The sequence below is a fragment of the Duganella sp. GW821-FHT07F09 genome, assembly GCF_059418705.1.
Map to the genome: position 1 here is coordinate 498,361 of NZ_JBWKQJ010000005.1, position 11,914 is coordinate 510,274.

Genomic DNA, 11,914 nt, shown 5'->3' on the forward strand with positions numbered 1-11,914 from the left:
GCGCTTTTCCGGGCACGGCGCGATGGATGGGTAATTCGTCTCGGACAAGTTATACCTTGAGCGGCAGGCTAACGGCTGGGTCCCCGATAATGACGAGACTTTGCAGATCCCGTGCCGCCAACTGCATCGCCAGCAGGTCGCCGAGGTTCCGCGAGCCTGCTGCATAGAGTTCAGAGGCCTGCTCCCATGCCGCCAGATAGCCTCCAATATTGTTGTGGACTTCGCGAAACGCATGCCCGACCGGTGTTTTCAATTGTGTTTGGAACAGCCTTGGGTAGATCGCATCGACAATCGGCGCCGTCATGACTTGCCTATTACTCGGATTGCGTAGCGTCCAGTCAAACGTCGGTTCGACGTGCCCGATAAACGCGCGTGCCGGATTGCTGTCGCCAAGCAACCGCATTGGCAAGGGTGCCACGAGCGACCCCGCCGCCGCTATCCCGTCGAGCACCGCGCGTAGGTTGCTCCCCTCCTCGAACAACGGTGCGAAAAAGCTTGGCGCTTCACTGCCAGCCGAGCAGCAGGCGTGGCAGTACCAGATGGCGCCTCCAGGACGCCAGCCGTCCAGCAGGTCATCGGGCAGGAGCGGCGAGCCGTTCTGGTCGACCGGCAATCCCATGGTCCGTCGCATTTGCGCTACTTCGGACAGCGGACCGGTCATGCCGTGGCTGGTGGTGATGATAATCCCGGGCCGGCGCGTCTTCAACTCGGCCATCAGGCGCTCCGTGGTCGCTAGCTGCGGGTCCGCTCCGCCGTCTAGGAAAACTGATTTGGTAAGTCCCATTTCCTTGTCTGTAAGGAATTGCTGATGCAGTTTGGCTGCCAGATGATCGCGCATTAAATGGCTGATGTCGCTAGGCGAGGTGTCGACGCTCCAGGTGACTGTCGTATAGGGATCGGCCGACTCTTTATCGAAGTCGCTCAACACCGCGTTGACATAGTTATCAAGCGCGGCGCCGACCAGTGGCAAACGGCCTACCGCGCGCGTCGCGGCAAGCGAAAACTGCAAAGCCCAAGGTATCTCGTCCGGCCCTCCGTAGATCATCAGGTAATACGGAAGTCTTCCCGGTCCCTTCCCCCTTGCCGAAGCGGCGATGGCGACATCCCTGTTCAGCGCCGGATTGCGCAGAAACGTCTGGCGCCGCTCCCAGTCGGGCAAATAATGGAAGATTTCCCCTTGGCGGTGATGAACCAAGGCCTGCAACGCGGGCGGCAGCGTTGTCGTCGTTGCAGACACAATCAAGCCCCAACCGACGTCGGCATGGATAAAGTCGTTCAGATCGGCCACCGGCCCGGGCGCCAGAGCGGCGCCGGCCGGCTGGCCTTTTTCACGCAACGCGAAGCGTTTCGACAGCCGGCTGTCGAGGCTGATGGCGTCGGCCATACTGGCGCCCGAGGGGTCGTAACCGTTAATTTGCAGTTCCAGCCGATTATTCATCGTCGCCGACTCCCGCAGCGTAACGCTCCATGAGGTCGCTCAGCCGCTCCTGCGCCACGCGCAAGCTTATACCCTTTACGCCGTTCCGCACATACACCTGCAACGCCCTGCGTTCAAGCTCGTCCGCTTCCCGCTCGTATCGTTCTGCGTTTGCGACGAGCATATGTCTCACGGTGGCCGAGGTATCGTCTGTCTCTGGTACTTGCAGGGTGCGAAAGGTGGCGGCTTGGCTGCGTAGCTTGGTGATGCCGGCCTGTTCATGCAGCTGCAGTAGCATCATCACGCTCGCGGACCGCGGACGCGCCCGTAATTTCAGCTCTCCCCGGTGCAGATATACCACCGGCAAGGTCCAGGCTGGATCCTGGTGCCGTTCCTGGCCGGCGAGCAAAACCCTCGGCAGGTACATCGAATCCAACCACACCTGCTCGGGAATCGTGACGGACTCGCCGTCATTCGCCGCTTGCGCGCTAGGTAGTAACTGGGTCAGCGAGGCGATCAAGGCCCGGTAATATTCGCCTGCGAAGGTGTGCGCCTTCCTGAAGTCGACGCTTTCACGCATTGCGACCACGGCCGGCACGCCCTGTTCTGCCAGCTTAGCCGCCAGCGAATGCACACCGCCCGTCGCGCGCGCGCCTTGGCAACAGTTGAGCGTGATGAGCCACAGACTTTCGTTGCGCGCCAATGGGCCGAGCTCGGCGATACCGAAGAATATGCGTCCGACCTCTATTTCGGCATCATAATCGCTCATCGTGGCGAGGTTGAGTTGAGGTTCACTTTCCCGGGCATCGCCGTGACAGAAGAAATGTACGATATTTGGCGCGAGGATCGACACCGCTTGGTGAAAAGTCTGGGCGGACGCCAGTAGCTCGCCCGTTACCCGTACGTCCCCTTCCTCCGCTAAGTCGATCTGCTCGAGGATCTCCATTTGGCAGGTGAGTACATGCACCCGTAGTCGGCCTGGTGAGGGGGATGCTTGGAGTTGCCGCCAGATTGCCTCCCACTCGCCGACCGCGCTAACACCTTCAGGGCCGGCCCCCCACGCGGCGGCAAGGATCAACAGAATGGTGATTTCCGGTTCGATCCAGGGCGTTCTGTCGCTTTGCCGGCTGGTTGGTGGCAGGCGCGCGATGGGCCAGTTCGGTTCCAGCGCTATAAAACGATCCTGATGCCACAATGCCTCCCAGGGCAAGTTTTCGGACGCTGGACTTTCCAATTTAAAGTAGATTGGCGTTCGGTATGCCGCGTCGAGCCGGGTTCCGCTAAAGCGCGGAATCTGGTGAAGGCAGTCATACAACTTGACGCCGCAGGTCTTGACCATGTCTTTTTGCAACGGCAGCAGCGTCAGGTTGGAAAATGGCGCTTGGTCCGACCGGGCATCCAATTGGATCGCCAGCGCCGATTGCGCGCTATTGTCCGGCGTCTCGGCGACGGCCATCATGAGTACTTCCGCTACGGAGGTCTTCGCAGGAAAAATATTTATCACTAGCCCACGGCACATTTTTCACCCCTACTGAATATTCGGACCCATATGCTTGGTCAGGATGGCCATCGCTTCGGTCAAGGCGCTGGCCACACCGTCACGAGCGGCCTTGTCGCGCTCGGTCAGGGGCGTATCGCTCAACTGGATCGAAGCCGACTGCTCGATGTTCCGCTGCATGACGGCGGCCCAGGTCGGCGTTGCCGCGTCGCGGTTCATCTCGGTCTTAACCGCTTCATAGGCTTCAATAAATCCCTTGCCAAGAGAATTTTTCAACCAGGCTTCTGAAACTTCGGGCTGAAAATCAGAGGGGTCGCATTGCACCACTAAAGCTGGATGGGTAAACGTAGCCATCTGCCATGCGCCTCCTGTCAGCATTCGGTATAGAGGCGCGCACGCGGCCGCCGCAGGGTCGGACACCATGTCATGCACCGCGACAAGGGCCGGCAACAAGGCAGATAGCTGGTACATGAGCGCGCGCTGGCAACGCAGGGAAGCTTGGGTCGGCGCAGATAGCACAATGGCCCAAACGCCCAATTCGGTGGCCAGGTCACACCCCAGTTGCGCGTCCACGTAGCGCGAACGCACTTTTTCTTCTTTCGATAACCATCTGCCCACTCTGCCAAGGGAGACCGGCGCCTTGCCCGGGTCGGGGGAAAAATGCAATACCGCCTGCGCGTGCGAGAAATGTGCGGTGCAAACGATATGGATCACGTCCGCTGCCCTGCCCGCCATTGACGTCTTGATCCAGCGGGCCCATGGCCGGTCCCAGATGCTCTGGGCGCGCTCCGGCGGCGATGACGCCGGATCGGCGCCCCCCAGTTGCTCTTCTATAGGACTATCGTAGAGCACAATTCCGCGCCCGTATTCTGGCTCGCCTTCAGCGATCGTCTGCAAACCATGTTGAGCGAGGGCATCGGCAATGAGCGGGCGATGCAGCGCATCGGCAAACAAATGCACGACAGCGCGCTTTGGCGGCCGGCCGGAGTCGAGCATACTCCGGCATATGGCAACAACGGACTCGGGATCGACTACCGGGGCAGCATCGACTCCGGTGCAAATCAGTATCAAGTCCTGGGCCGTGATCCCCGACATTCCCTGTGTAAGGCGCCGCGCCAGGCGTGCAATAGGCCTGCCCAAGGCAGGCCTTAACATCCGCTCCCACGGGAGCAATGGCAAGAAGCCCGAAGGTTGCGATAACTTCAGCCAGATAGTCTGCTGATCGGTCGCCAGTGATTCGACGGTTTGGCTCAGTGATTTGGATATCGCCAGCGGCAACGATGGATCCGCACTCAATCGCTGACGTACTTTATCGAGCAAGTCGAGGGTCCGCGTGGACAGCCGGTCGGTCAGCGCCCAGGTGCTGCGTGCGGCAATGCTGTTGATGGCTGGCCTTAGCCCGGCTACACGCTCCTCCAGCTGGATCAATGCCTCCGGAGCCAGCGGCAGATTCAGATCGGCCGCTGAAAATAGCCAACTGCCAAATACGTTGGCACCGTAGCTCAGCTCCATCTTGACGCGCAGCCGATCCGGGACAATCTGGTTGGTGGATTCCTGAATGCGCCGGCTCACATCTTCCAGTGCCCGCTCCGCCCTGAGGCCGAAGGAGGCGGCAGTGGGCAGGTCCTCATCACGCGGAGCGGGCGCGGCATCCACGGACAGCGCAAGGACCAGCAGCTCTTCCTTCGAAGCGGTCATGGCATCCTCCCCTATGCCGCATGAATTTGCTGATACAGCGCCCACCATGTTGCGGCAACGCTAATGGCGCCATGGCCCATGATCGCGGAGTCTGCCTTGAGCGCGATCAGACGGACTTCGGACTGGCCCAGTGTGTACGGGTGATTGAATTGAGGGATGGGCACATCGGTGTACTCGGCCGCTAAGCAGCCAGCCGGACCGTATCCGCCGAGCGCGGCATATTGGCTTGGTGCGCCGCCGGCGGCGATTTTCGGTTGACCGAGATCTTCCGCGCGGCGGGCGGCTAGATGAAACAGCTTAGTGAGCGGCAAATCGTGTGCGCTGTAGGTGCTAAGGATGGGCTGGTGCACGCGCTCGAAGACAATCCGATAGCCGCCGGACTCGGGTTTTCCGGGAACATGGGCGGCAAAGCAGTACTGGGATACCGCAGGCTGCAACAGCAGGATGGAATTGATTTTGCGGGGCATCTCCACTTCGGGTATGGCCGCGACAGCAGATAGCATCACGAGACACCCGTAGGAGTGGCCAACCAGACTGACCTTTGCATCACAAGTTTGCAAAATGTGCCGCAACAGTAGCGAAACGCCTGCGCCGCCAACACGTACCGCGCGATCCTTCATTTGCAGCACTGTGAATACGCGTAACAGCCACCGCGGCGACGTCAAAACGCCGAGCAAATTAAATGCCGCGTTAGGTGCGGTGGCGACATCGTCGGCCAGCATGCCTCCGCCGTCATCGTCCGACTTCGTCGCTGTCATTGGCACGGCAACTTCGCCGGCCGCGAGGATAATATCCGCCGCATCCGCACCCCAGCTCGCCAAAAGCGGAGCGATCGTAACGCTTAGTTCGCTACGCTCCTGCGCGCTGATCGGTGAAGTTTTGCTTAGCAACTGCCGGAATTGGCCGCGCTCGCCCTCCGGCAGATCGTCAGCCAGATTGTTTGTCGCCTGCTCGAGCCAGGAGGCATCTTCGACGGCCGGTGCCCATGGGACATTGGCGGTCCCGGCCATGGTTGGGGCGTCTTCACTCTGCAGTACTAATGCCGTACTCGGCCAGAATATTCCAACGAGCAACGGTTTTATTCCGATTTCGTTCTCAGCAACAAGACCCTTATGCTGTTTCAGATAGCCCTGGATGAAGTTTTCGTAGCGGGCGGTGGCGGCAGCCCAATCGTTATTCCAACCGTGGGAGAAAATGATGACGTGAGTGAACCCGCCTTCAGAAAGTGTCTTTAGCAAGTGCTCGCGCGTAAGAGGCGCCACGCATTCGCCATGTTTATCAAAAGGTATCAGGTAAACGGGCGCACCAGACTCCAGGACCTTAAATGGCCCAGCAGGCAGCTGATTGGACATGAGAACTCCTGGTATGGACAAACCATTGTTTAATATTATTCTTGTCAGATCCGCCTACATCACCGATGTGGTATTTGCAAGATTTAAGTTGACATTCTGCATGCGGAAAATCAACGAAGTCAATAAATCAATAACTATTAGAAAAGACATATTGATAACATCCGTGGCGAATTTGGTTGACGTAAGCCTCGCTATGTCCCAATGGTTACGCTTATCACGCCGCGCTTCACACTTCATTTCCGTACCGCATAACATAGACCCGCGCCCCGCCGTGCCTTGTGTTGTTCAAAATGGTTGCGCTTATCAAATTTTGTTTGAAGTTGTTGACTTTGCTCAAGCCGCCTCCTAGACTTGGCGTTGTCGTGCTGAAAAAAACAGGAAAAGCACGCCAGTACCGATAAAAAACAGGAGACCGCAATGAATCAACGTACGACCGCCAGCCGGCGCGCGGCGCTTGGGCTGACCGTCATGGCCAGCATGATCGCCCAGGCCTACGCCCAGCAAACCGCCCCCGCCACCCCCGCCGATACCACCAGCGCCACCACCGCGGAGGCGCCGATCACCAGCGTCCAAGTCACCGGTTACCGCAACAGCTTGCTGTCGTCCGCACGCGACAAGAAGGAGGCCGTCGGCTTCCAGGATTCGATCAACGCCGAGGATTTCGGCAAGTTCCCCGACAAGAACCTGGCCGAATCGCTCAGCCGCGTTCCCGGCGTCGGCGTGTCGCGCGACGTCACCGGCGAGGGCATGACCATCCAGATCCGTGGCCTGGGCTCGTCGTTCACCAAGATTCTGCTGAACAATTCCCCGATCGCCGTGGCCTCGTCCGGCCCGATCGACGGTGCCAACACCAACCGCGAAGTCGACCTGGATCTGCTGCCGACCGACCTGTTCACCAAGCTGACCGTCAGCAAGAGCCCGACCGCGGGCCAGATCGAGGGCGGCGCCGCCGGCGTCGTCAACCTGCGCAGCGCGCGCCCGTTCGACAAGGAAGGCAAGCAGCTGTCCATGGGCCTGACCGGCACCAAGCAGCAGATCGCCGACAAGGCCGGCATGCGCGGCAATATCATGGCCAGCAACACCTGGGACGGCAAGTTCGGTATCCTGGGCGGCATCTCGTTCTCGCGCCAGCAGGCCCGCACCACCGGTTTCGAGACCGTGGGCTGGACCAATCCCAACCTGACCGCGTCGCAGAGCAGCTCGCCGACCCGCAACAACACCGGCGGCGGCAACTGGACCATTCCGGCCACCGTTCCAGCCGGCGCCGGCAACGGCCTGGTGGCGGGTACGCCGATCAACGAGGCGTTCCTGCTGGCGAACAATCCGGGCTTGACCATCGGCCAGATTGACAACGCAATCATTCCGCGCCTGGGCCGCACCATGGAGTACTACGGCACCAAGGACAAGATTTCCGGCGTGTTCGCCGCCGAGTACCGGCCGACGCAGGACCTGCACTTCTACCTGGACACCATGTACAGCAAGAAGGACGACGACATGACGCGTAACGGCTACACGTGGGCCGTGCGTAACAATGGCGCCATTCCGCTGAACATGACGGTCGACAAAACCGATTGCACCAACGGCTGCACGGTGACCTCCGGTACCTTCGCCAACGCGCTCAACTTCATCGAGTTCGGCCCGCGCCGCGACAAGGTCGACCTGCTGGGCATCAACCCCGGCATGGAATGGAAGATCACGCCGAAGCTGTCGCTCGACGTCGCCGGTAACTGGAACCGCAGCCGCTTCACCCACGAGGCGCCGACGGTCATGCCGATCACCGCGCCCAACAGCGGCAACACGATCACCTACGCCAACAATGGCGGCGTGCCGTCCATCGTGTCCAATATGGACCTGAACAACCCGGCCAATTACCAGTGGATCGGCGGCCGCGTCAATGTCCAGAACGAGTTGCGCGAGACCGAGACCAAGGGCTTCCACACCAACCTGGCCTGGGGCGACAAGAAGCTGCTGATCAAGGGCGGCTTCGCCTGGGACGATATCGACCGCACCATCCGCGGCCAGGACAACTCCGCCGCCTGGCAGGCGGCCGTCTGCGGCAACAATCCGTCGGTGTTCCTGCAAGGCCCGAACGGCGCGCCGCCATGCAACGGCGCCAACACCCCGGGCGCCAGCGCCGCCGCGCTGTACCCGGGCTACGGCACCGGCTACACGGCCGGCCAGACCGCTCCGCTGACCTACCAGGGTTCGCTGATCACCAACGCGGCGCTGCCGAGCTATCTGTCGCCTGGCCCGTACGGCAACCTGGCGCTGGACTGGGATCGCTTCCGCCAGGATTCCAACTACAACTTCTTCAACAGCAACGCGCCGGACACGGGCGCCTCGTCGACCGGCGCCAGCGCCGGCTACATCCGCGAGAAATCGAAAGCTGTCTATCTGGAGGCGAGCGGCGAATTGGCGCCGGCCGGCTTCAACACCCGCTGGAACGTCGGCGTGCGCTACGTCCGCACCCAACAGCAGGTCGGTTCGCGCAATTCCTTCAGCGATCCACGCAACGCCACCTTGCCGCTGAACGGCAGCAAATATCCGAACATCGATTCGTGGGTCTACCAGGATTCGGAGTACAGCAATACGCTGCCTTCCGGCACCCTGGCGGTCGACGTGATGAAGGACGTGGTGGTGCGCGCCGCCCTGTCGCGCAGCATGACGCGGGTTAATCCAAATTCGCTGCGTCCTGGCGTCAATTTCTCCGGCGTCTCGGCGGACACGGGCACCCAGGGCAATCCAAACCTGAAGCCTTATTTGTCGGACAACATCGACCTGGGCATCGACTGGTACACCGGCCGCGAAGGTTATGTTTCGGTGACCGGCTTCCAGAAGCGCGTCAACGGCTTCACCATTGACGAGAACGTCACCATGCCGTTCTCCGCGCTGGCACAGTACGGCATCAACTACGGCACCCTGATTCCGACCCAGCAGCTGGCGATCGATTCGCGCGGCGGCCCGGACGTGGCCACCGTCGTGATGACGCGTCCACGCAACGCCGACGGCATCCTGCGCATTCGCGGCCTGGAAGTGGGTTGGGTCCAGCCGCTCGACAAGTGGCTGCCGATCAAGGGCTTCGGCTTCAACGAAACGCTGACCCTGATCAACCAGAAGGCCAGCGGCGAGGGCTCGAAAGGTTTCATCGCATTGGGCGTGCCGAAGAAGACCAACAACTTCGGCGTCTACTACGAGAACCACGGCTACATGGCGCGCTTCATGCACACCTACTCGCAGGGAAGCCAGGTGGCGACGGCGAACCAGAGCGGCATCACCCAGGCGGCGCTGTTCAGCGACACCTACAAGCAGTGGGACTTCTCGTCGAGCATCGAGCTCGACCAGGTGTTCGACCGCGATGGACTGCCGATGATCACCTTCGACATCGTCAACCTGAACAAGGCCAAGCGTCGCGGATACTTCCAGTTCCCGAACGCCACGATGTCCCAGTATGATCCGGGCCGTACCTTCGCCCTCGGTCTGCGCATGAAGTTCTAACGCAGCCGGTGCCGCACTTTTAGGGTTTGTAAATGAATCAGAAAATCTTACTTGTCGCGGCACTGTGCGCGGTGTCGACGGCCCAGGCCGCCGACACCGCCGCGAGCGCGCGCTTCGAGCGCTTCAGCTACGCGGGCAAATCGCTGGAGCAGGCCAGGCCGCGCACCGGCGAATTCCTCAACCCCATTCTGTCGGGTTATTTCCCCGACCCGTCGATCGCCCGCGTGGGCGACGACTACTACATCGTCAATTCATCGTTCACCAACTTCCCGGGCCTGCCGGTCATGCATTCAAGGGACATGGTCACGTGGACGCAGATCGGCAACGCGCTGGACCGCCCGGAACAGGTCGACTTCACCGGCGTGCGCGGCTCGCAGGGCATCTACGCGCCGGACATCTCGTTCCACAACGGCCGCTATTACATCATCACCACCTGCTCCAGCTGCCCCGGCGGCATGGGCAACTTCGTCATCACGGCGGATAAGCCGTCCGGCCCCTGGTCCCAACCGGTCACCATCAAAGGCTTGAACGGCATCGACCCGTCGATCTTCTGGGACGGCGACAAGGCCTACGTGGTCCACAACGACGCGCCCGTCGGCACTCCGCGCTACGACGGCCACCGCGCCATCTGGATCACGGAGATCGACCCGGCCAGCTTCCAGCGCATCGGCACGCCGAAGGTGCTGATCGACGGCGGCGTGGTCCCGGCCAAGAATCCGATCTGGATCGAAGGCCCGCATCTGCTGAAGAAGGACGGCTACTATTATTTGATGTGCGCCGAAGGCGGGACCGGGGACAATCACTCCGAAGTGATCCTGCGCTCCAAGGACGTCATGGGGCCGTATGTGCCCGGACCGGCCAATCCGATCCTGACCCAGCGCGATCTGGATCCGGCCCGCGCCAATCCGGTCACGACCACCGGCCACGCCAAGCTGGTGCAGACCCGGCAGGGCGACTGGTGGGCGGTTTTCCTGGCCACCCGCCCCTACCCCGGCAATTTCTACAATATCGGTCGTGAAACCTTCCTGCTGCCGGTGACGTGGAAGGATGGCTGGCCGATGATCCTCGAACAAGGCAAGCCGGTGCCCTACACCTTGGCCAAGCCCAAACTGCCTGCCCAGCCGGCGCCCGCGCTGCCGATGAACGGCGACTTCAGCTACGTCGAGGAATTCGACAAGCCGCTCTCCGCCGCCTGGATCGGCATGCGCACACCGCGCGGCCAGCTGTACAAGATCGACCAGGGCGACCTGGTGCTGAACTCCGGCCAGCCGCTGGGCAAGCTTGACGGCGTGCCGGGCTTTATCGGCCGGCGCCAGCAACACCATGACGCAACCGTGTCGACCGTGGTCGACTACGCGCCGCGGCGCGACGGCGACCGCGCCGGCCTGATCGCCATCCAAAACGATGCGAACTACCTGTTCATGGGCGTGACGCAAACGGCCGGCCGCCGCATGGTTGCGCTGTACAAATACGAGGATGGCAAGGAAACCTTGCTGGAATCGGCGCCGGTGACGGACCAACGTGTCGAGCTGATCATGGAGATGCGCGGCGGCCGTTCCGCCTACAGCTACCGCAGCGGCGGGCAGGTCAGAGCGCTCAAGAAGGACGTCGACGTGACCTTCCTGTCCACGCAAAAAGCCAAGGGCTTTGTCGGCGTCGTCATCGGCCCCTACGTGCAGTCGACCGGGGCGGATTGAACGCGTGCGCGGCGCCGCGCTAGCGGCGACGCTGCGGGCCGGCTACCGTTTCCAGGGAGCTTCAGGCGACAAAATCAGGGCCGTTTCAGCTGGCCGATCACGCTCGCCACCTTGGTGGTGATGACATCGACCGCCGGACCATTGGCGCCATGCGGAATAATGACATCGGCGTGGCGCTTGGTTGGCTCGATGAATTGCTGGTGCATCGGCCGCACGGTTTCCAGATACTGGTCGACGACGCTTTCCACCGACCGGCCGCGTTCGGTGATATCGCGTTGCATGCGGCGGATGAAGCGCACGTCGGAGGCGGTATCGACAAAGATCTTCAGCGACATCATTTTGCGCAGGTCCGCGTCATACAGGGCAAACAGCCCTTCAATGACGATGACCGGCGCCGGCTTGACCGGAATGGTCCGGTTGGAGCGATTGTCCAGCGTGAAGTCGTACTCCGGCATCTCGATCGCTTCGCCGTTGCGCAAGGCTTGGACGTGCTTTACCAGCAACGGCCAGTCGAAGGCCTGCGGATGGTCGTAATTCTGCTTGCGGCGGACTTCAGGGGTGAGATGGGATTGGTCGCAGTAGTAATCGTCCTGCATCACGACAGAGACCATATCGGAGCCGAACGAAGCGAGCACTTGCTGGGACACCGTTGACTTGCCACTGCCGCTTCCGCCGGCGACACCGATAACAAAAGGATGGAAAGAAATCTTATTCATACCGAATGATACCGGAACCGGGATCGAACTAACAGGGACCG

At 61.1% G+C, this 11,914-nt stretch carries 8 protein-coding genes; 3 read left to right on the plus strand and 5 right to left on the minus strand.

All coding sequences use genetic code 11. The features are described 5' to 3' along the window. Positions 1–49: 49 nt before the first annotated feature. The 4 genes from AC07P1_RS16505 to AC07P1_RS16520 form a co-directional block, all read right to left on the minus strand. On the minus strand, positions 50–1,438 hold the full coding sequence (locus AC07P1_RS16505) for a hypothetical protein (protein ID WP_494696833.1): 1,389 nt from the start codon (positions 1,436–1,438) through the stop codon (positions 50–52). Further along, positions 1,431–2,876, minus strand: a complete 1,446-nt coding sequence (locus AC07P1_RS16510) for a CHAT domain-containing protein (protein WP_494696834.1) — start codon at positions 2,874–2,876, stop codon at positions 1,431–1,433. The genes AC07P1_RS16505 and AC07P1_RS16510 overlap by 8 nt, the downstream gene beginning before the upstream one ends. 69 nt (positions 2,877–2,945) lie before the next feature. After that, entirely contained in the window at positions 2,946–4,613 is a 1,668-nt protein-coding gene (locus AC07P1_RS16515) for a hypothetical protein (RefSeq protein ID WP_494696835.1), read from the minus strand. Between the two features lie 11 nt (positions 4,614–4,624). Beyond that, positions 4,625–5,965, minus strand: a complete 1,341-nt coding sequence (locus tag AC07P1_RS16520; RefSeq protein WP_494696836.1) for a hypothetical protein — start codon at positions 5,963–5,965, stop codon at positions 4,625–4,627. 13 nt (positions 5,966–5,978) lie between these two features. Between AC07P1_RS16520 and AC07P1_RS16525 the strand changes: the two genes are divergently transcribed. The 3 genes from AC07P1_RS16525 (at position 5,979) to AC07P1_RS16535 (ending at position 11,157) form a co-directional block, all read left to right on the plus strand. Continuing rightward, positions 5,979–6,314, plus strand: a complete 336-nt coding sequence (locus AC07P1_RS16525; protein ID WP_494696837.1) for a hypothetical protein — start codon at positions 5,979–5,981, stop codon at positions 6,312–6,314. A gap of 68 nt (positions 6,315–6,382) precedes the next feature. Beyond that, a complete protein-coding gene (locus AC07P1_RS16530) occupies positions 6,383–9,460 on the plus strand; it encodes a TonB-dependent receptor (protein WP_494696838.1) in 3,078 nt (1,025 codons plus the stop codon). 32 nt (positions 9,461–9,492) lie between these two features. Then, positions 9,493–11,157: a glycoside hydrolase family 43 protein gene (locus tag AC07P1_RS16535; RefSeq protein ID WP_494696839.1), complete on the plus strand. Its 1,665-nt coding sequence runs from the start codon at positions 9,493–9,495 to the stop codon at positions 11,155–11,157. Positions 11,158–11,231: 74 nt separating this feature from the next. Here the strand turns inward: AC07P1_RS16535 and udk are convergent, their stop codons facing one another. Further along, positions 11,232–11,873: a uridine kinase gene (gene udk / locus AC07P1_RS16540; protein WP_494696840.1), complete on the minus strand. Its 642-nt coding sequence runs from the start codon at positions 11,871–11,873 to the stop codon at positions 11,232–11,234. Between the last annotated feature and the right edge of the window lie 41 nt (positions 11,874–11,914).

What these genes read in the sequence shown, in the direction of transcription:
- AC07P1_RS16510 (WP_494696834.1), bottom strand. Translation starts at nt 2,876, where the DNA reads ATGATGGCCGTCGCCGAGACGCCGGACAATAGCGCGCAATCGGCGCTG.
- AC07P1_RS16505 (WP_494696833.1), bottom strand. Translation starts at nt 1,438, where the DNA reads ATGAATAATCGGCTGGAACTGCAAATTAACGGTTACGACCCCTCGGGC.
- udk (WP_494696840.1), bottom strand. Translation starts at nt 11,873, where the DNA reads ATGAATAAGATTTCTTTCCATCCTTTTGTTATCGGTGTCGCCGGCGGA.
- AC07P1_RS16525 (WP_494696837.1), top strand. Translation starts at nt 5,979, where the DNA reads ATGGACAAACCATTGTTTAATATTATTCTTGTCAGATCCGCCTACATC.
- AC07P1_RS16515 (WP_494696835.1), bottom strand. Translation starts at nt 4,613, where the DNA reads ATGACCGCTTCGAAGGAAGAGCTGCTGGTCCTTGCGCTGTCCGTGGAT.
- AC07P1_RS16530 (WP_494696838.1), top strand. Translation starts at nt 6,383, where the DNA reads ATGAATCAACGTACGACCGCCAGCCGGCGCGCGGCGCTTGGGCTGACC.
- AC07P1_RS16520 (WP_494696836.1), bottom strand. Translation starts at nt 5,965, where the DNA reads ATGTCCAATCAGCTGCCTGCTGGGCCATTTAAGGTCCTGGAGTCTGGT.
- AC07P1_RS16535 (WP_494696839.1), top strand. Translation starts at nt 9,493, where the DNA reads ATGAATCAGAAAATCTTACTTGTCGCGGCACTGTGCGCGGTGTCGACG.